This is a genomic window from Pseudomonas sp. ES4, assembly GCF_050586665.1.
In the GTDB taxonomy this organism is placed as follows: Bacteria; Pseudomonadota; Gammaproteobacteria; order Pseudomonadales; family Pseudomonadaceae; genus Aquipseudomonas; species Aquipseudomonas frederiksbergensis.
Genome location: NZ_JBOBDO010000003.1, coordinates 62157 through 81706, shown reverse-complemented (window position 1 = coordinate 81706; position 19550 = coordinate 62157). Strand labels below are relative to the sequence as shown.

Genomic DNA, 19550 nt, shown 5'->3' with positions numbered 1-19550 from the left:
TCGCTCCCACAGGGTTAATCAAGCGCTACAGTTTTGCCCGTCAGGCAAAAATCCAAACCAGCCCCTGCATCGCCAACCACGCAAACACCCCGGCCAATACATCATCGAGCATGATACCGACGCCGCCGTGCACATGCCGGTCGATCCAGTGAATCGGCCAAGGCTTGAGAATGTCGAAAAAGCGGAACACCAAAAATCCGGCGAGCAACCAGTACCAGCCTTCCGGCACCAGCCACAGGGTGATCCACATCCCGACCATTTCGTCCCAGACGATGCCTTCGTGGTCGTGTACCCGCAAATCGTCGGCGACCTTGCCGCACAGCCAGAAGCCAAACAGCATGGTGATGCCGAGCATCAGCCAGTAACCCCAATCGGGCAGCATCTGCCACAACGGGATAAAGGGCAGCGCAACTAACGAACCCCAGGTGCCCGGTGCTTTTGGCAAGGTGCCCGAGCCGAAGCCGAACGCCAGGAAATGCCACGGATTGCGCCATACCGAGGGCGGCACGAATTCCGCCGGGACCTGTTTGGGATGATCTGTCACGGTGTCTCCCGAAAATGTTGATAGCCCCGGGTTTGCGGGGTGATGTCTTGTCCGTCGGCGTCGAGCAGCACTACGCCCTGCCCCGTCACGACACGGCCGACCACATGGATCGGCCAGCCGTCCGCCAGCAATGATGGCAACTCGGCGGGCGGCAAGGTAAAGGCCAGCACGTAATCGTCACCGCCGCTCAAGGCGGCTTGCTCAGCGCCAGACTGGCCGAGGAAGGCCAGCAGCGCCTTCGACAATGGCAGTTTACTGCGCTCTACCTGAACCCCGACTTTCGACGCCAGGGCAATGTGCCCGCAGTCGGCGAGCAGGCCATCGGAGATGTCCAGCGCCGCACTAGCTCTGCCGCGCAACGCCATGCCCAGGCCCAGCTGCGGTTGCGGCGACCAGTAATGGGCACGCAACGGATCAGCGATGGCCGCATCAGCCATTCGCTGACCGAGCACCAGCGGCAATGCACCCGCGGCGTTGCCAAGCTCACCGCCAACGCACAGCAAATCGCCTGGCTGCGCACCGCTGCGGGTCAACGCCAGACCTGCCGGCACACGACCGAACACGGTCATGGTCAGGCTCAATGGCCCACGGGTGGTATCCCCCCCCACCAGCGCCACACCGCAGCGCTGCGCCATGACGTTCAAACCACGGGCGTAGGCGTCCAGCCAATCGGTGGTCACCGTCGGCAAGGTCAGGGCAAGGGTAAAGGCAATGGGGGTGGCGCCCATGGCGGCCAGATCACTGACAGCCACAGCCAGCGAGCGCTGACCGAGCAGGAACGGGTCGCAAGGATCTGCGAAATGCACACCGGCAACCAGTGTGTCGGTAGAAATGGCCAACTGCTCCCCGGGAGGAACAGCTAGCAAGGCGCAGTCATCGCCGATCCCAAGGGCAACGCCTTCGCCGCCCTGCGCACAAGGCGCGGCGGCGAAGAAATTGCGGATCAGCTCAAACTCACCCATAGCGATTGCAAGCGCCAATCAGCGCTTGAACGCCTTCACTTCAGCTTCACGCAGACGCGGGGCCAGCTTGTCGAGTACACCGTTGACGAACTTGTGGCCGTCGGTGGAACCGAAGACTTTCGCCAGCTCGATACCTTCGTTGATCACAACGCGGTACGGCACGTCGACGCGCTTGAGCAGTTCCCAGGTCGACAGGCGCAGAACGGCCAGTTCAACCGGGTCCAGCTCTTCGATGGTGATGTCCAGGCACGGCGTCAGTGCAGCGTCGATTTCAGGCTTGTGAGCCGGAACGCCGTGCAGGATGTCGTGGAAGTACGCGGCATCGACATCGCTGAAATCGTTATCGACCCGAAACTGCGCTTCGATCTCGTTCAAAGATTGCTTGGCCATGTGCCATTGGTACAGCGCCTGAGTCGCGAGCTGACGGGCTTCGCGACGCTTGACGCTTTTCGATGGCTTGCCGGCATCCGCAGGCTTTGGATCGCGCGGGTTGAAACGATCGCTTTCGTCGCTAATCACTTGGCCTCCAACTGCGCCAGCAGGCTGACCATTTCCAGAGCGGACAGGGCAGCTTCAGCACCTTTGTTACCGGCCTTGGTGCCGGAACGTTCGATGGCTTGCTCGATGGAATCAACGGTCAGCACGCCAAATGCGACTGGAACGCCGAACTCCATGGACACCTGGGACAGGCCCTTGGTGCATTCGCCCGCCACGTATTCGAAGTGCGGAGTACCGCCACGAATGACCGCGCCCAGGGCGATGATTGCCGCGTATTCGCCCTTCTGAGCGACTTTCTGCGCAACCAGCGGAATTTCGAAGGCGCCAGGTGCGCGGATGATGGTGATGTCGCTTTCGCTCACGCCGTGGCGAACCAGGGCATCAACTGCACCGCTGACCAGGCTTTCAACGACGAAGCTGTTGAAACGGCCTACTACCAAAGCGTAGCGGCCTTTAGGGGCGATGAAGGTACCTTCGATGGTCTTCAGGGTCATTCGTTAGATCTCTTAAAGAGCCGGGACGCGTTTTCTACGCGTCCCTCAGTGATGTGTTAACCGCGAATCAAGGACTGGAAACAACCGGTCATTATTCGGAGGGCACGTATTCTACAACTTCCAGATCGAAACCGGATATCGCATTAAATTTCATCGGCGCACTCATCAGGCGCATTTTGCGTACGCCCAGGTCCCGGAGGATCTGCGAACCGGCACCAACAATGCTGTAGGTGGTCGGTTTTTTCGCCGGAACGTGCTCCGCGGTTTCGCGGATATGCGCCAGCAACACGTCGCCATCGAGCGGGTGACCGAGCAACAGCACCACGCCACTTCCAGCCTCGGCGACCGCGGCCATCGCGGCGCGCAGGCTCCAGCGGCCAGGTTGCTTGACCATCAACAGGTCGCGCAGCGGGTCCATGTTGTGCACGCGAACCAGGGTCGGCTCTTCGGCGCACACGGTGCCCAGGGTCAGGGCCATGTGCACGTCGCCTTCCACCGAATCACGATAGGTCACCAGGTTGAATTGGCCCAGTTCGCTGTCCAGCGGCTGCTCGGCAATCCGCTGAACGGTACGTTCGTGGATCATCCGGTAGTGAATAAGGTCGGCGATGGTGCCGATCTTGATGTTGTGTTCGGCAGCAAACGCTTCCAGTTCGGCGCGGCGGGACATGGTGCCGTCGTCGTTCATCACTTCGCAGATCACGCCGCTCGGCTCGAAACCGGCCATGCGCGCCAGGTCGCACGCCGCTTCGGTGTGGCCGGCGCGAGCGAGGGTGCCGCCAGCCTGGGCCATCAGCGGGAAGATGTGGCCGGGGCTGACGATGTCTTCAGCCTTGGCGTCTTTTGCGGCAGCGGCTTGCACGGTGCGCGCACGGTCAGCAGCAGAGATGCCGGTGGTCACGCCGGTGGCCGCTTCGATGGACACGGTGAACTTGGTGCCGAAGCCGGAACCGTTGCGCGGCGCCATCAAAGGCAGTTTCAGCAGTTCGCAGCGCTCGCGGCTCATCGGCATGCAGATCAGGCCACGGGCGTGCTTGGCCATGAAGTTGATGTGTTCAGGCTGGCAGCACTCGGCGGCCATGATCAGGTCGCCTTCGTTCTCGCGGTCTTCGTCATCCATGAGGATGACCATCTTGCCTTGGCGGATGTCTTCAACCAGTTCTTCGATGCTATTGAGCGCCACAAGGCACCCCCCTTCTTTCGAAATTTGAGCTTCAGGATTTGAGGTAGCCGTTGGCGGCCAGAAAGCTTTCAGTGATGTTTCCGGACTTTGCTGGCTCTGCGGCCTTGTCGCCCAACAGCAGGCGTTCCAGATAACGGGCAAGCAAGTCAACTTCAAGATTCACCCGGCGACCTGGCTGGTAAGACGCCATGATGGTTTCGCTCAGGGTATGCGGAATGATCGTCAGCATGAACTCGGCGCCATCGACCGCGTTCACGGTCAGGCTGGTGCCGTCGACGGTGATCGAGCCTTTATGGGCGATGTACTTGGCCAGCTCTTTGGGAGCGCGGATGCGGAACTCCACAGCGCGAGCATTCTCGGTACGGGCAACCACTTCGCCCACGCCATCAACGTGCCCGCTGACCAGATGCCCGCCGAGGCGAGTGGTCGGGGTCAGGGCTTTTTCCAGGTTCACCGGGCTGCCGCTTTTCAGATCATTCATGGCGGTGCAGTCGAGGGTTTCGCGACTGACGTCCGCCGCAAAGCCGTTGCCTGGCAATTCAACCGCGGTCAGGCACACGCCGTTGACTGCGATGCTGTCGCCCAGTTTGACGTCGCTCAGGTCGAGCTTGCCGGTTTCTACGTGTACCCGCACATCTCCGCCTTTTGGGGTCAATGCACGAATACTGCCGATGGATTCGATGATGCCGGTAAACATGGAGTCCTCCTCGAGAACAGGGCTGTCGCGTGGCGCAGGCCCGGAATTATACGCTCGCCGCTGGCGAAGGAATGGCGATGACTCGCCAGTCATCGCCAACCGCGCGAATTTCGATGATTTTGAGTTCAGGCGCATCCTTCATTTGCGCGAGCGGCCAATCCAGCAACGGGCGCGCAGACGAACCTAAAAACTTGCCAGCGATGAAAATCTGAAACTCGTCCACCAGCCCTTGCTGAGCGAAAGCCCCGGCCAGACGCGGGCCCGCTTCGACCAACACTTCGTTGACCCCGCGGGCGGCGAGTTCGACCAGCAGTTTGCGCAGGTCGACCAAGCCATCCTCGCCCGCCACGATCAGGCATTCCGGACCGTTGGCGTATTGCTCTTCAATCGCCATGCAGGTGGCGACCAGCGCCGGGCCAGCCTTGAAGAACGGCGCGTCCAGCGGCACGCGCAGGCGACCGTCGATCAACACACGCAGCGGCGGACGGCTCATGGCCAAAGCGGTTTGCTCAGGGTCCAGGCCCAACTCATCGGCACGCACAGTGAGACGGGCATTGTCCGCCAGCACCGTGTCGGCGCCGGTCAGCACCACGCTGGCCTGCGCGCGCAGGCGTTGTACCGCCGAACGTGCCGCCGGGCCGGTGATCCATTGGCTTTCGCCGCTTTCCATCGCCGTGCGACCGTCGAGGCTCATGGCCAACTTGACCCGCACGAACGGCAAGCCGTGCTCCATGCGCTTGAGGAAACCTTCATTGAGCTTGCGTGCTTCGCCTTCCAGCACGCCGCTTTCGGTAGCGATGCCGGCCTGGGCCAAGCGCTGCATGCCTCGACCGGCCACCGACGGGTTCGGGTCTTGCATCGCCGCGACGACCCGAGCCACACCGGCATGTACCAGCGCGTCCGCACAAGGCGGCGTGCGTCCGTGGTGGCTGCAAGGTTCGAGGGTCACGTAAGCGGTGGCGCCTCGAGCCTTGTCGCCGGCGGCGTGCAGGGCGTGGACTTCGGCGTGGGGTTCGCCGGTGCGCACGTGCCAGCCTTCGCCGACGATTTGCCCGTCACGCACGATCACGCAGCCAACCCGAGGGTTGGGGTGGGTCGTGTAATGACCTTTGCGCGCCAGTTCCAGCGCGCGGGCCATGTAATGAGCGTCGAGGATGGCTTGTTCGGAAGTGGGGGTCATTCTTTCACCGGCTCACGGGCCAGGCGATCGATCTCTTCGCGGAACTCGTTGAGGTCCTGGAAGCGTCGATACACGGAGGCGAAACGAATGTAGGCGACTTCGTCGAGCTTTTGCAGCTCGGCCATCACCAGTTCACCGACGACAAGGGATTTAACCTCTCGCTCACCGGTGGCGCGCAGTTTGTGTTTGATGTGCACCAACGACGATTCCAGGCGCTCGACACTCACCGGGCGCTTCTCCAGCGCACGCTGCATGCCGGCGCGGAGTTTTTCTTCGTCGAACGGCTGGCGGCTGCCGTCGGTTTTGATCAGGCGCGGCAACACCAGTTCGGCCGTCTCGAACGTCGTGAAACGCTCGCCGCAGGCCAGGCATTCACGCCGGCGGCGTACCTGTTCGCCCTCGGCGACCAGACGCGAGTCGATGACCTTGGTGTCGTTGGCACCGCAGAAGGGACAGTGCATGGTGGCAGGCAACAAAAAAAGGGAGGGCCATGGTAGCGCATCCCCGTGGCAAGACAAGCCATAGGGTTTGCGGTATACAGACGGGCTATAGAGCTAGATCCATGGATTTCACCTTGCTGGAGCCGAAAATGTCCCTAAGACCGCTGGTTTTGCTCAGTCTTTTCAGCCTGCTGGTGGCCTGCAGCAGCGATGCACCCAAGCCCCAGCCGCCGACACCAGGCCCCGCGCCACAGGCCGCGCAGAAGAAAGCCAGGGAATCGGCCAACCTCGGCCCGTTGCCCGCGTATCAGCGTGAATTGAGCGGCACCTTGCAAGGCGTGCCGGCCGGCGCCGAAGTCGAACTGGCGCTGCTGGTAGTCGATGAAAAGGACCGTCCGCAACAATTGCTGGCCAGTTCCAGCCTGATCGGCACCAATCAGATTCTGCCGTTTCACCTGCGTTTCAATCCGGAATCCTTCCCGGTCGGTGCCCGCGTTGAACTGCGTGGCCGCGCCAGCCAGTCCGGCCAGCTGATTTTGCATCTGCCGCCGCAAGTCATCACGCAGCCAACGACGCAAATGCTGGGTCAGCTGCAATTCGTCAAAGCGCCATGATTGCACCGCTCGACCTGCAACAGGCGCTGGGTGAACTGCTCGGTGACGCGCAGCTGGTTGCCTATGAACTGCCGGACACCGATCTGAAGCTTTGGCTGATCGATGGCGACAACATGGACCGCGCATTCAGCCCGGAAGAAACCCGGCGAATTCTCCATGAGCCGCCTTATTGGAGTTTTTGCTGGGCCAGTGGGCTGGCGGTCGCCCGCTATCTCGCTGAATTCCCTGAATGGGTCAAAGGCAAGCGGGTGCTGGATTTCGGCGCCGGTTCCGGGGTGGCGGGGATTGCGGCGGTGAAGGCCGGAGCGTTGGAAGTAGTGGCCTGTGACCTCGACCCGCTGGCGATTGCGGCGTGCCGGGCGAATGCCGAACTCAACGGCGTACACCTCGACTACTCGACGGATTTTTTCGCCGAAGCGGATCGGTTTGATCTGATTCTGGTGGCCGACGTGCTGTACGACCGGGCGAATCTGCCGTTGCTCGATGAATTCCTCAGTCGCGGCCAGCAAGCCCTGGTGGCGGATTCACGGGTAAGGGATTTTCGCCACCCGTTGTATCAACGCATCGAGATGCTGGAAGCGATGACCTTGCCCGATCTGGCCGAGCCCGAAGAGTTTCGGCATGTGAGCCTTTACCATGCGCGGCGTTAGCTAAAAGCTTCGTCGGAACGCCGCCTGGAGCAAGCCCGCTCCCACAGTTGACCGCATTCCCCTGTGGGAGCGGGCTTGCCCGCGAAGGCAATCTGTCAGACTGCCCACACTTTCAGCCACACCCCGCCAAGTCGTATAGTTGCCCCATGCACGCTTTCAAGAGATCCCCCATGAGTCAGGAAACGCCGTACATCTTCGACGCCACGACTGCCGATTTCGAGCAGTCGGTGATCGAGAACTCTTTCCACAAACCGGTGCTGGTGGATTTCTGGGCCGAATGGTGTGCGCCGTGCAAGGCCTTGATGCCGATGCTGCAAACCATCGCCGAGAGCTATCAGGGCGAGTTACTGCTGGCCAAGGTCAACTGCGACGTCGAGCCGGACATCGTTTCGCGCTTCGGCATTCGCAGCCTGCCGACAGTGGTGCTGTTCAAGGACGGTCAGCCGGTGGACGGTTTTGCCGGTGCACAGCCGGAATCTGCGGTACGCGCAATGCTCGAACCACACGTGCAAATGCCACCGCCGACGGCTGCCGATCCGTTTGAGCAAGCTCAGGCGCTGTTCGATGACAATCGCTTTGCCGATGCCGAAGCCATCCTCAAAGTGCTGTTGGGCGAAGACAACACCAATGCCAAGGCGCTGATTCTCTACGCTCGCTGCCTCACCGAACGTGGCGAGTTGGGCGAAGCGCAAATCGTGCTCGACGCGGTCAAGACCGATGAACACAAGGCCGCGCTGGCCGGCGCCAAGGCGCAGATCCAGTTCCTCGGTCAGGCCAGGGATTTGCCGGATGCGGCAGACCTGAAAGCGCGTCTGGCGAAAAATCCGCAGGACGATGAAGCGGTTTATCAGCTGGCAATCCAGCAACTGGCCCGCCAGCAATACGACGCGGCGCTGGATGGGTTGCTCAAGCTGTTCGTACGCAATCGCAGCTACAGCGAAGGCCTGCCGCACAAGACCTTGCTGCAGGTGTTCGAACTGCTGGGCAACGATCACCCGCTGGTGACCACGTACCGCCGCAAGTTGTTTGCCGCGTTGTATTAAGTAGCTGGTTCTTGCCAGCTGTAGAGCGGCGTATCCCCGCCGCTCGTCACCTTCACATCAGCGCAATGACGCAAACGCACCAGCAAGCGCTTGCCCGACGCCGCACTGCCGGTCAGCCCTTCCAGCTGATCGAGCAAATCCGGCCCGCTCAATTGCCCGGCCTTGCGCAGCAAATCCTTGGCGATCTGCCACAGCGCCTCATCCTGATTGACCGGTTTTGCCGGCGCAGCACTGGCCTCCGGTTTCACCACCTGCAACTGCGCACCGAGCCGTGCCCAGTCGCCGTCATCCATCTCCAGCGTCAAATCCACCGGCCAGTCGCCGATGCTTCCGCGTATTCGCAACATAAGTCTGCTCCTGCACATTTCTGACTTGCATGCTCCCATGGGACTTGTGCAACGCCAAGCAGACGGTCAAACTCTCGGCGCTTACGTTATAAGATTACATAACAAGTTCTTCATTTTACTTTTCGGAGACCCCACCATGCGCCGTCTGCTTCTCGCTCTGCCGTTTGCCCTGTTGCCGCTGGCGGTCGCCCACGCCGTTGATGAACATGATCATGAGCACGGCAGCCTCGGCGCCCACGAACATGGTGTCGGTCGCCTGAACGCAGCGCTGGATGGACAAACCCTGGAGCTGGAACTGGAAAGCCCGGCGATGAACCTGGTGGGTTTCGAACACGCCGCCACCACCGATGCCGACAAAGCCAAAGTCGCCGCCGTTCGTGCGCAGCTTGAGAAACCACTGGTGCTGTTCAACCTGCCGAAAGCCGCCGGTTGCGTGGTGGCAACCCATGAACTGGAAAGCCCGCTGTTCGGTGACAAGCCGGATGCCGATGAAGAGGCCAAGGGCGAGCATCACCACGACCACAGCGAAATCCACGCTCATTATCAATTCAGCTGCTCGGCACCTGGCGCACTGAAAACCCTGGACCTGGCGAATATCTTCAACACCTTCCCGGCGACCCAGAAAATTCAGGTACAACTGATCAGCCCGAGCGGGCAGCAAGGCGTAGAAGTGACGGCCAAGGCTGCCGCCCTGAAATTCTAAATTCACCGCAGAACCAATGTGGGAGCGGGCTTGCTCGCTCCCACAGGGTTCACCACCAACCTGACCGGTTTCACATGACCCAAGCACTCATCGAACTGTCCGACCTGGGCTTCAGTTGGCCCGGTCATCCGCCGCTGCTGGATATCCCGGCGTTTCGCCTGGAGCCCGGCGAAACCCTGTTCCTCAAAGGTCCCAGCGGCAGCGGCAAGACCACCCTGCTCGGCCTGCTCGGCGGTGTGCAGAAGCCCAATCGCGGCAGCATCCGATTGCTGGGCCAGGAACTGACCGAACTCTCGGCCGGCGCTCGCGACCGCTTTCGGGTCGATCACACCGGCTACATCTTCCAGCAGTTCAACTTGCTGCCGTTTCTCTCGGTGCGCGAGAACGTCGAGTTGCCCTGCCACTTCTCCAAACTGCGCGCCGAACGGGCGATCCAGCGCCACGGCAGCGTCGATCAGGCGGCGGCCACCCTCCTCGCCCACTTGGGTTTGAAAGATGAAAGCATCCTCAGTCGTCGCGCCGATTCGCTGTCCATCGGCCAACAGCAACGGGTCGCTGCCGCGCGCGCGTTGATCGGTCAGCCTGAATTGGTGATCGCCGACGAACCGACCTCGGCCCTGGATTACGACGCCCGCGAGAATTTCCTTCGCTTGCTGTTCGCCGAATGCCGCGAAGCCGGGTCGAGCCTGCTGTTCGTCAGCCACGACCAAAGCCTGGCACCGCTGTTCGATCGCCACCTGTCGCTGGCCGATCTCAATCGCGCCGCCACCCCGTCCGAGGTCTGAGATGTATTTGTTTCGTCTAGCCATGGCCAGCCTGGCTAACCGCCGCTTCACCGCGATCCTCACCGCGTTCGCCATCGCCCTGTCGGTCTGCCTGCTGCTGGCGGTGGAGCGGGTGCGCACCGAAGCCAAGGCCAGTTTCGCCAGCACCATCAGCGGTACCGACCTGATTGTCGGCGCCCGTTCCGGCTCGGTGAACCTGTTGCTGTACTCGGTGTTCCGCATCGGCAACGCGACCAACAACATCCGCTGGGACAGCTTCGAACACTTCGCCAACAACCCGAAAGTGAAGTGGGCGATCCCGATGTCCCTCGGCGACTCCCATCGCGGTTATCGCGTGATGGGCACCACCGAGGCGTACTTCGAGCATTACCAATACGGTCATCGGCAACACTTGGAGCTGGCCGACGGCCGCGCTTTCGCCACCGACCCGTTCGAAGTGGTGCTCGGCGCCGAAGTGGCCGATGCCCTGCACTACAAGCTCGGCGACAAACTGGTGCTGGCCCATGGCGTGGCAGTGATCAGCCTGGTCAAGCACGACGACAAGCCATTCACCGTGGTCGGCATTCTCAAACGCACCGGCACACCGGTGGACCGCACGCTGCACATCAGCCTCGGCGGCATGGAAGCGATTCACGTCGACTGGCACAACGGCGTGCCGGCGCGCGGTAATGGCCGGATCAGTGCCGATCAGGCGCGCAACATGGACCTGACGCCGCAAGCGATCACCGCGTTCATGCTCGGCCTCAACAGCAAGATTTCGACCTTCGCACTGCAGCGTGAGATCAACGAATTCCGCGGTGAACCGATGCTGGCGATCCTGCCGGGCGTGGCGTTGCAAGAACTGTGGAGTTTGATGAGCACGGCGGAAAAAGCCTTGTTCGTGGTCTCGCTGTTCGTGGTGCTGACCGGGTTGATCGGCATGCTCACGGCGATCCTCACCAGCCTCAACGAACGCCGTCGGGAGATGGCGATTCTGCGATCGGTGGGTGCCCGGCCGTGGCACATCGCGACGTTGCTGGTGCTGGAGGCGTTTGCCTTGGCACTGTCCGGCGTGATTGCCGGTGTAGCGCTGCTGTATGTGGGCATCGCCTTGGCCCAAGGTTACGTGCAAGCCAATTACGGTTTGTATTTGCCGCTGGCCTGGCCGAGCGAATATGAATGGACGCTGCTCGGTGGCATCCTGATCGCCGCATTGCTGATGGGCAGCGTGCCAGCCTGGCGCGCGTATCGCCAATCCTTGGCCGATGGCCTGTCGATCCGTTTATGAGGACGTTGAACATGCCCCGCGTTGTGCTTGCGTTGTTGATGCTGGTCGCTTTGCCCCTATGGGCGGCCGAGCCGAAAGACTTGACCTGGTCGGAAATGATCCCGCCGGACGCCGCACCGGAAGTGCCGAACATGACGCCGCTGCACGACCTGTCGCAGATGGGCAACGCGTTGGCCGCCGAATCGGCGCCAGCAGCCAAGCAGGACATGCCCAATGCGCCGGTGGTGAAAAACCTCGACGGTCAGAACATTCGACTGCCGGGGTACATCGTGCCGCTGGAGGTGAGTGAAGAAGGTCGCACCACGGAGTTTCTGCTGGTGCCTTATTTCGGCGCCTGCATCCACGTGCCGCCTCCGCCGTCGAACCAGATCGTGCATGTCAAAAGCGAAGTCGGCGTAAAGCTGGATGAGCTGTATCAGCCGTACTGGATCGAAGGTGCGTTGCAGGTGAAAGCATCCACTAGCGAGTTGGCGGATGCCGGGTATCAGATGGAGGCTGACAAGATTTATGTGTATGAATTGCCGCAGTGACCGGCCGTTATGCGTGATCTGAGAGATAGCTATCGCGAGCAGGCTCGCTCCCACATTGGATCTGTGCATCAACACAAATCCCTGTGGGAGCGAGCCTGCTCGCGATGAGGTCATCAAAGGTTCCACAAAAATCAGGGCCATCACTGTTTCATTGAGCTGAGTCAAAAGACCGTATCAGACGCCTCCGTACCATTGGACATCAAACATTTTTAACGTCCTTTGGAGCCCTCCATGCACAAGTCCTTGCTCAGCGCTTCGCTGTTTGCCCTCGCGCTCGCAGCACCGTTAGCCTACGCCCACGAAGCCGGCGATATCATCCTTCGTGCCGGTGCAATCACCGTCAACCCGGAAGCCGACAGCTCCAGCGTCAAGGTTGATCAAGGTCCGCTGAAGGGTGCCGATCTGGGTGGCAAGGCCACTATGAGCAGCGACACGCAACTGGGTCTGAACTTCGCTTACATGCTCAACAGCCACTGGGGGATCGAGCTGCTGGCGGCCTCGCCGTTCGAGCATGACGTGAAGCTCAAAGGCACCGCCCTGGGCGCAGCCAATGGCAAACTCGGTTCGCTGAAACACCTGCCACCGACGCTGAGCGTCGTGTACTACCCACTGGACTCGAAGTCGGCGTTCCAGCCGTATGTCGGCGCCGGTATCAACTACACCTGGATCTACGACGAGCACGTTAGCAGCGAAGCCAGCGCCAACGGTTTCAGCAATTTCAAGGCGGATAACTCCTGGGGCATGGCGTTTCAGGTCGGTGCCGACTACATGCTGACCGACACCATCATGATCAACGCCCAGGTGCGCTACATCGACATCGACACCACCGCGACCGTAGAAAACAACGCAGTGGCCCAAGGCACTCGCGCCAAGGTCGATGTGGACGTGGACCCGTTCATCTACATGGTTGGCCTGGGTTACAAGTTCTAAACCCGCCACACAAAAAAAAGGCGCCTTCGAAAGGCGCCTTTTTTGATCGTTCCCACGCTCTGCGTGGGAATGCCTCAATGGACGCTCTGCGTCCGCTCTTGGGACGCGGAGCGTCCCGGGCTGCATTCCCACGCGGAGCGTGGGAACGATCTATCGCCCCAACAACCGCGCCAGGCCGACATGCATCGGTGTCTGTTCAGGGCAGGTAAAGCGCTCCAGCAAACGCTGATTGTTCGCTCGCGAGTGGCGGATGTCACCGGAGCGCGCCGGGCCATGGCTCACCGGCGGCAATGGACCGACCACCGTTTCAAGGGCTTCAAGCATTTGCTTGAGGGTCGTGGCCTGGTTCCAGCCGACATTGACCGCACCGACTTCGACCTGCGGTTTCTCGATGGCTTGCACCAGCAAGTCGACCAGGTCTTCGACGTAGACGAAATCGCGAGTCTGCTCACCGTCACCGAACACCGTGATCGGCAGGCCCTTCTGCGCGCGTTCGCTGAAAATGCTGATCACCCCGGAATACGGCGAGGACGGATCCTGGCGCGGGCCGAAGATGTTGAAGAAGCGGAAAATCACCGGCTCCAAAGCATGCTGGCGACGGTAAAAATCGAAGTAATGCTCGCTCGCCAACTTGTCCGACGCGTAGGGCGTCAACGGTGCCTTGGGCGTGTCTTCATCAATCGACTCGCCTTCGCCATTGTTGCCATAGACCGCTGCGCTGGACGCATACAGCACTCGCTTGACGCCGGCCTGGCGCATGGCTTCGCAGACATTCAGCGAGCCAATGAAGTTGCTCTGGTGAGTCTTCACCGGGTCATCCACCGACGCCTGCACCGACGCCACCGCGGCCAGGTGCGCCACCGCGCTGCAACCGACCATCGCCCGCGCGACCAGCGCAGCATCGGCGACATCGCCCACGATCAGTTCGACGCCTGGATTGTCCAGCGGCAAGTTGCTGCGTTTGCCGGTAGAGAGGTCATCGAGAATGCGCACCGAATGGCCCTTGGCGAGTAAGGCATCGGTGAGGTGCGAACCGATGAAACCGGCGCCGCCGGTGATTAAAACAGGGCCGTCAGCCATGGCGATAAAACCTATCCAGTAAGCCCGGGAGTGCCGCACGCCAGGCGCGGGGCTTGATCCCGAAAGTGTGCAGAATTTTCTTGCAGGCCAGCACCGCGTGTTGCGGCTCTTCGGCGGCGTCGGGCCGAGCGGCGTGAGCCTGGGCGGTCGGCGCTTCGATGGCCAGCGGATGCAGGGCGCGGGCTTCGGAGAGGATCGCCTGCCCAAGTGCCAGCGGCGTGGTCGCCTCATGCCCGGCGTAATGGTAGGTGCCCCACAGCGGCGCCGAGCAATCGAGTTGCTTGAGGACCGAGATGATCACCCGGGCGGCGTCGTCGACCGGCGTCGGATTGCCCCGGCGGTCGTCGGCCATCAGCAATTCTTCCGGCAGTTCGGCGCGGCCGAGGAAACGTCCGAGGGTGCCGTCGGGGCTGTCATCCAGCAACCAGCCGAATCGCAGCAACACATGTTGCGGGCAGGTGGCGCGAACGCTTTGTTCGATCCGCCACAAGGCTTGACCGCGCAGGCCCAAGGGCACTGGTTCGTCTTTTTCGCTGTAGGCCGTCGCCCGGGAACCATCGAACACCCGATAGCTCGACGGTTGCAGCAGCACGATGTTGTGATGCTGGCACAGTTCGGCCAGACGCTCGATCGCCCGTTCCTGCCCGGCCAGCCGTTGTTCGCTGACCGTCTCCGCCTGAAACCAGTCGAAGTAATAGGCGAGGTTGATCAACGCGTCTGGACGGGTGTCGTCGAGCAGCTGCGTCAGGCTCGCGGCATCCCAGCCGTCTTGCGGTGGGCGGGGGGCGAGGAAGCCGATGTCTTCCTCCGCACCGAGGCGAATCAGCGCCTGCCCAAGGGCATTTCCGCCGCCCAGTAACATAAGGCGCATTCGCATAGAGTCAGCAGGCCCAGTCTGATTGAAACAATGGCTTTATCGACACCGCTCGCGGGCGATGCCGTCGATAGTTGCCGGAATCGTTGCATTTTGCGGGTTTAGTGCGCAACCGTCATCCGTAAAGTGTAGATCCTGGGGATTTGTGGCGCTGCTACTGGCCTCATCGCGGGCAAGCCCGCTCCCACAGTGTTCTCTGTTGTCCACAAATTTTGTATTCACAGAAGATCCCTGTGGGAGCGGGCTTGCCCGCGATGGGGCCCTGAAGACCTGCGAAGGTTTTGAGCGGTACTTGCATCTTCAGCCCCCCGCCCGCATAAATTGCTGCATGAATCTGCCAATCCCGACGGACAGCGCCCTGGCAGGCTTCCACCCCGCCGTCAGCGCCTGGTTCAGCAGCACCTTCCCGACGGTCACCGCCGCCCAGGCTCGGGCGTGGCCGTTGATCCGCCAGCAGCGTTCGATCCTGGTCGCCGCCCCTACGGGCTCCGGCAAGACCCTCACCGCGTTCCTCGCGGTCATCGACGACCTGGTCCACCGCGCAATGGCCAACGGCGGCCATCTGCCGGATGAAACCCTGGTGGTCTACGTTTCGCCGCTGAAGGCCTTGTCCAACGACATCCAGATCAACCTGCAAAACCCGCTGGCCGGCATCACCGAGCAATTACGCGCAATGGGCCTGCCCGAACTGCAGATCAACACCGCCGTGCGCACCGGCGATACGCCGCAAAAAGACCGCTCGGCGATGCGCAAGATCGCCCCCCACATTCTGGTGACCACCCCGGAATCCCTTTACGTGCTGCTCGGCTCCGACTCGGGCCGGCAGATGCTCAGCACCGCGCGCACGGTGATCGTCGACGAAATCCACGCAATCGCCGCCAGCAAGCGCGGCAGTCACCTGGCCCTGAGCCTCGAGCGACTGCAAGCGCTGTGCGCGCAACCGCTGATGCGGATCGGCCTGTCTGCCACGCAAAAACCCATCGAAGCCGTCTCGCAGTTTCTGGTGGGTCGTGATCGCGCGTGCGAAATCATCGACATCGGCCACGCCCGTCCGCGAGATCTGGACATCGAGGTGCCGCCCGTGCCGTTGTCGGCGGTGATGGCCAACGACATCTGGGAACTGGTCTACGACCGCCTCGCAGTCCTCGCCCGCGAACACCGCACCACGCTGATTTTCGTCAACACCCGACGCCTCGCCGAACGCCTGAGCCGTCACTTGAGCGAACGCCTCGGCAAGGACGCGGTGGCCGCCCACCACGGCAGTCTGGCCAAGGAGTTTCGTCTCGACGCCGAACAGCGCCTCAAGCGCGGTGAGCTGCAAGTGCTGATCGCCACGGCGTCCCTGGAACTGGGGATCGATATCGGCGATGTCGACCTGGTCTGCCAGATTGCCTCGCCACGCTCGATCGCCGGGTTTCTGCAACGGGTCGGCCGCTCCGGGCACCAGGTCGGTGGCACGCCCAAGGGCCGTTTGTTCGCCACCACCCGCGACGACCTGATCGAATGCGCCGCCCTGCTCGACTGCGTGCGGCGCGGCGAACTCGACACTTTGCTGATCCCCAAGGCGCCACTGGACGTCCTCGCGCAACAAATCATCGCCGAGGTCAGCTGCCAGGAGTGGCAAGAGCAGGCGCTGCTGGAGATGTTCCGCAACGCCTCACCCTACCGCGAGCTCGACGACAAACATTATCAGGCGCTGCTGCACATGCTCGCCGAAGGCTACAACGGTCGCCTGGGCATCCGCAGCGCTTACCTGCACCGCGACGCCGTGACCCGCACCCTGCGTGGTCGGCGGGGCGCCAAGCTGACGGCCGTGACCAGCGGCGGAACGATCCCGGACAACGCCGACTACAGCGTTTTACTCGAACCCCAAGGGCTGAACATCGGCAGCGTCAACGAAGACTTTGCGGTGGAAAGCATCGCCGGGGATGTCTTCCAGTTGGGCAACACCTCCTACCGGATTCTGCGGGTCGAAACCGGCAAGGTCCGGGTCGAAGACGCTCAGGGCCAACCGCCGACCATTCCCTTCTGGCTCGGCGAAGCGCCGGGGCGCAGCGCAGAACTGTCGTTCGCGGTGGCGCGCCTGCAAGCGCAACTCGATGCGCTGCTCGGCGCCACACCCGGTCACTTGCAGCCCGCGACTGACTGGCTGACCGACACCCTCGGTCTGAACCTGGCCAGTGCCGAACAATTAGTCGATTACCTGGCCCGCGCGCGCCTGACTCTCGGCGCCCTGCCGTCACAGGACACGCTGCTGATGGAGCGGTTTTTCGACGAGTCCGGCGGCACGCAATTGATCATCCACACGCCGTTCGGCAGCCGCATCAATCGCGCCTGGGGCCTGGCCCTGCGCAAGCGTTTTTGCCGCACCTTCAACTTCGAATTGCAGGCCGCCGCCAGCGAAGACGCCATCGTCCTGTCACTGTCCACCGGCCACAGTTTTGAACTCGATGATGTCTGGCGTTACCTGCACAGCAACAGCGCCGAGCACACCCTGATTCAAGCCGTACTCGAGGCCCCGCTGTTCGGTGTGCGCTGGCGCTGGAATGCCGGGGTCGCGCTGGCGCTGCCACGCTACAGTGGCGGGCGCAAAGTCCCGCCGCAAATCCAGCGAATGAAAAGCGAAGACCTGATCGCCAGCGTGTTTCCCGACCAGATTGCCTGCGTGGAAAACCTCGCCGGCGAACGGGAAATTCCCGACCATCCGCTGGTGGAACAAACCCTCGACGATTGCCTGCACGAAGCCATGGACAGCGAAGGCTGGCTGGCGTTGTTGCGGCGCATGGAACGCGGTGAGATCCGCCTGATCAGCCGCGATCTGCCGGCACCTTCGCCGCTGGCAGCGGAAATTCTCAGTGCCCGGCCCTACACCTTTCTCGACGATGCGCCGCTGGAAGAGCGCCGCACTCAAGCCGTGCTCAACCGCCGCTGGAGCGATCCGCAGTCCACCGACGACCTCGGTGCGCTGGATGCGGAGGCGATTCAAGCCGTGCGCGAGGAAGCCTGGCCAACGCCGACGGGGGTCGATGAAATGCATGAGGCGTTGATGAGCCTCGCGTGTATCACCGCCGCCGAGGCCCAGGCCCATCCAGACTGGCTCGAATGGCTGAACGCCTTGGCCGACAGCGGTCGCGCCAGCCGCTTGCAAGTCAATGCCGGGCACGCGCTGTGGTTGGCACTGGAGCGGCTGACTTGCCTGAGCGCGATGTATCCACACGCGACTTTACAGCCACCGTTGCAGGCGTTGCCCGGGTTCGATGAAGTCTGGACGGCGGACGAAGCGGTGCTGGAAGTGATTCGTGCGCGACTCAGCGCATTCGGGCCGCTACCGCTGAACGCGATTGCCGAACCGCTCGGTTTACCGGCGACCCAAGTCACCCAGGCGTTGGCGCAACTGGAACGCGAAGGCTATGTGCTGCGCGGTCAATTCACCCCCGGCACGGCGGAGGAAGAATGGTGCGAGCGGCACTTGCTGGCGCGGATTCACCGCTACACCGTCAAGCGTCTGCGGCGGGAAATCGATCCCGTGGCGTTGCAGGATTTCATGCGGTTCCTGTTCGATTGGCAGCATCTGTCTGCCGCGAGCCAAGGCCAGGGCAGCGCAGTGTTGCCCGCGATAGTCGGTCAGTTCGAAGGCTACCCCGCCGCCGCTTCAGCCTGGGACAGCGATATTTTGCCGGCGCGAGTAAAAGACTATTCAGCGAGTTGGCTGGATGACCTGTGTCGCAGCGGCAAACTGGTGTGGACGCGACTGACCGCGCGCAACAAGAGCACCAGCACGGCGCTGCGCAGCACACCGATTCTGCTGCTGCCGCGCAGCCAGGTCGGGTTGTGGAGCGGATTGACCGAACAGACACCCGCCAGCGAGCTGTCGCCCAAAACGCAAAAAGTTTATGAAGCACTCAGCCAACACGGTGCGCTGTTTTTCGATGAGCTGATTCACGAGGCTCATCTGCTGCGCTCGGAACTGGAAATCGCCTTGCAGGAATTGGTCGGCGCCGGGTTGGTGAATGCCGACAGCTTCGCCGGGCTGCGTGCACTGATTACGCCGGCCAGCAAACGCCAGAACCGCAGCAGCCGACGCGGGCGCGGAGCGTTTGTCGGCGGCATGGACGATGCCGGACGCTGGGCCTTGCTGCGACGCGGCGCACAAGCTCCGGTTGTGGAAAATAAACGTCCAGCACCGACGCCGACCGACACCCTTGAACACATCGCCATGACCTTGCTCCGGCGTTACGGCGTGGTGTTCTGGCGCTTGCTGGAACGGGAAGCGGATTGGTTGCCAAGCTGGCGGGAATTGCTGCGCACTTTCCATCGGCTGGAAGCTCGCGGCGAGATTCGCGGAGGAAGGTTTGTCAGTGGCTTGGCCGGTGAACAGTTTGCGCTGCCCGAGGCCATACCATTGTTGCGCGAGGTGCGGCGACGGCCGCATGACGGGAGTTTGATTGCCGTGTGCGGAGTTGATCCACTGAACCTCGCCGGGACGCTTTTACCGGGCGCAAAAGTACCGGCATTGGCGAGTAATCGATTGGTGTATCGAGATGGGTTGCCCGCCGCTGCCGAGATTGCCGGAAAGCAGATTTTTTGGTTGGAGCTGGATCAGCAGGCCAGTACTGAGGTCCGTATCAAACTGATCCAACACCGATAACCAGACACCGCAACCCTGTGGCGAGGGAGCTTGCTCCCGTTGGACTGCGCAGCAGTCCCTTTTTGGGGCCGCTTCGCAGCC

The 19550-nt window shown here is 61.9% G+C and carries 20 protein-coding genes; 9 read left to right on the top strand and 11 right to left on the bottom strand.

The window, feature by feature from the left end; all coding sequences use genetic code 11:
- Positions 1-40: 40 nt before the first annotated feature.
- The 8 genes from ACQ4OB_RS04680 to nrdR all read right to left on the bottom strand — a co-directional run bounded on the left by ACQ4OB_RS04680 (position 41) and on the right by nrdR (position 6019).
- Complete coding sequence (locus ACQ4OB_RS04680; RefSeq protein ID WP_008033735.1) at positions 41-544, bottom strand: phosphatidylglycerophosphatase A family protein; 504 nt, start codon at positions 542-544, stop codon at positions 41-43.
- On the bottom strand, positions 541-1506 hold the full coding sequence (gene thiL / locus ACQ4OB_RS04675) for a thiamine-phosphate kinase (RefSeq protein WP_430955207.1): 966 nt from the start codon (positions 1504-1506) through the stop codon (positions 541-543). Before thiL ends, ACQ4OB_RS04680 begins: the two co-directional genes overlap by 4 nt.
- An 18-nt stretch (positions 1507-1524) precedes the next feature.
- Entirely contained in the window at positions 1525-2025 is a 501-nt protein-coding gene (gene nusB, locus ACQ4OB_RS04670) for a transcription antitermination factor NusB (protein ID WP_008153530.1), read from the bottom strand.
- Positions 2022-2498 carry a 6,7-dimethyl-8-ribityllumazine synthase gene (ribH, locus tag ACQ4OB_RS04665; protein WP_074871273.1) on the bottom strand — a complete coding sequence of 159 codons (477 nt, stop codon included), beginning with the start codon at positions 2496-2498 and terminating at the stop codon, positions 2022-2024. The genes nusB and ribH overlap by 4 nt, the downstream gene beginning before the upstream one ends.
- Before the next feature lie 91 nt (positions 2499-2589).
- Positions 2590-3681: a bifunctional 3,4-dihydroxy-2-butanone-4-phosphate synthase/GTP cyclohydrolase II gene (ribBA, locus tag ACQ4OB_RS04660; protein ID WP_033059428.1), complete on the bottom strand. Its 1092-nt coding sequence runs from the start codon at positions 3679-3681 to the stop codon at positions 2590-2592.
- A gap of 31 nt (positions 3682-3712) precedes the next feature.
- A complete protein-coding gene (locus ACQ4OB_RS04655; RefSeq protein WP_074871276.1) occupies positions 3713-4378 on the bottom strand; it encodes a riboflavin synthase in 666 nt (221 codons plus the stop codon).
- Between the two features lie 46 nt (positions 4379-4424).
- Positions 4425-5558 (bottom strand): bifunctional diaminohydroxyphosphoribosylaminopyrimidine deaminase/5-amino-6-(5-phosphoribosylamino)uracil reductase RibD, encoded by a 1134-nt coding sequence (gene ribD / locus ACQ4OB_RS04650; protein ID WP_074871278.1) that lies wholly within the window; start codon positions 5556-5558, stop codon positions 4425-4427.
- Positions 5555-6019, bottom strand: a complete 465-nt coding sequence (gene nrdR, locus ACQ4OB_RS04645; protein WP_003228656.1) for a transcriptional regulator NrdR — start codon at positions 6017-6019, stop codon at positions 5555-5557. Before nrdR ends, ribD begins: the two co-directional genes overlap by 4 nt.
- Before the next feature lie 128 nt (positions 6020-6147).
- Here nrdR and ACQ4OB_RS04640 point away from each other — a divergent pair, with 128 nt between their 5' ends.
- The 3 genes from ACQ4OB_RS04640 to trxA all read left to right on the top strand — a co-directional run bounded on the left by ACQ4OB_RS04640 (position 6148) and on the right by trxA (position 8305).
- Positions 6148-6612, top strand: a complete 465-nt coding sequence (locus ACQ4OB_RS04640; RefSeq protein WP_430955206.1) for a YbaY family lipoprotein — start codon at positions 6148-6150, stop codon at positions 6610-6612.
- Positions 6609-7262: a class I SAM-dependent methyltransferase gene (locus ACQ4OB_RS04635; protein WP_430955205.1), complete on the top strand. Its 654-nt coding sequence runs from the start codon at positions 6609-6611 to the stop codon at positions 7260-7262. The genes ACQ4OB_RS04640 and ACQ4OB_RS04635 overlap by 4 nt, the downstream gene beginning before the upstream one ends.
- A gap of 170 nt (positions 7263-7432) precedes the next feature.
- Positions 7433-8305: a thioredoxin gene (trxA, locus tag ACQ4OB_RS04630; RefSeq protein ID WP_076029590.1), complete on the top strand. Its 873-nt coding sequence runs from the start codon at positions 7433-7435 to the stop codon at positions 8303-8305.
- On the opposite strand, the gene ACQ4OB_RS04625 is transcribed toward trxA, so the two are convergent.
- Positions 8302-8652 carry a hypothetical protein gene (locus ACQ4OB_RS04625; RefSeq protein ID WP_076029589.1) on the bottom strand — a complete coding sequence of 117 codons (351 nt, stop codon included), beginning with the start codon at positions 8650-8652 and terminating at the stop codon, positions 8302-8304. The two genes, trxA and ACQ4OB_RS04625, sit on opposite strands and share 4 nt — an antisense overlap.
- A gap of 136 nt (positions 8653-8788) precedes the next feature.
- Between ACQ4OB_RS04625 and ACQ4OB_RS04620 the strand changes: the two genes are divergently transcribed.
- The 5 genes from ACQ4OB_RS04620 to ACQ4OB_RS04600 all read left to right on the top strand — a co-directional run bounded on the left by ACQ4OB_RS04620 (position 8789) and on the right by ACQ4OB_RS04600 (position 12867).
- Positions 8789-9355 carry a DUF2796 domain-containing protein gene (locus tag ACQ4OB_RS04620; protein WP_430955204.1) on the top strand — a complete coding sequence of 189 codons (567 nt, stop codon included), beginning with the start codon at positions 8789-8791 and terminating at the stop codon, positions 9353-9355.
- A 74-nt stretch (positions 9356-9429) separates the two neighbouring features.
- On the top strand, positions 9430-10140 hold the full coding sequence (locus ACQ4OB_RS04615; RefSeq protein WP_074871287.1) for an ABC transporter ATP-binding protein: 711 nt from the start codon (positions 9430-9432) through the stop codon (positions 10138-10140).
- Position 10141: 1 nt separating this feature from the next.
- Positions 10142-11407, top strand: coding sequence for an ABC transporter permease (locus ACQ4OB_RS04610; protein ID WP_430955203.1), 1266 nt, complete (start codon positions 10142-10144; stop codon positions 11405-11407).
- An 11-nt stretch (positions 11408-11418) separates the two neighbouring features.
- The gene (locus ACQ4OB_RS04605) at positions 11419-11937 is read left to right on the top strand and encodes a DUF3299 domain-containing protein (protein WP_430955202.1); all 519 of its coding nucleotides are present in this window, start codon (positions 11419-11421) and stop codon (positions 11935-11937) included.
- A gap of 231 nt (positions 11938-12168) precedes the next feature.
- Complete coding sequence (locus tag ACQ4OB_RS04600) at positions 12169-12867, top strand: OmpW/AlkL family protein (RefSeq protein WP_074871293.1); 699 nt, start codon at positions 12169-12171, stop codon at positions 12865-12867.
- A 150-nt stretch (positions 12868-13017) separates the two neighbouring features.
- Here the strand turns inward: ACQ4OB_RS04600 and ACQ4OB_RS04595 are convergent, their stop codons facing one another.
- Both ACQ4OB_RS04595 and ACQ4OB_RS04590 read right to left on the bottom strand, forming a co-directional pair.
- The gene (locus ACQ4OB_RS04595) at positions 13018-13947 is read right to left on the bottom strand and encodes an NAD-dependent epimerase/dehydratase family protein (protein ID WP_430955201.1); all 930 of its coding nucleotides are present in this window, start codon (positions 13945-13947) and stop codon (positions 13018-13020) included.
- Positions 13940-14824, bottom strand: a complete 885-nt coding sequence (locus ACQ4OB_RS04590) for a sugar nucleotide-binding protein (RefSeq protein WP_033053404.1) — start codon at positions 14822-14824, stop codon at positions 13940-13942. The genes ACQ4OB_RS04595 and ACQ4OB_RS04590 overlap by 8 nt, the downstream gene beginning before the upstream one ends.
- 325 nt (positions 14825-15149) lie before the next feature.
- Between ACQ4OB_RS04590 and ACQ4OB_RS04585 the strand changes: the two genes are divergently transcribed.
- Positions 15150-19469, top strand: coding sequence for a DEAD/DEAH box helicase (locus tag ACQ4OB_RS04585; protein ID WP_430955200.1), 4320 nt, complete (start codon positions 15150-15152; stop codon positions 19467-19469).
- Positions 19470-19550 lie beyond the last annotated feature (81 nt).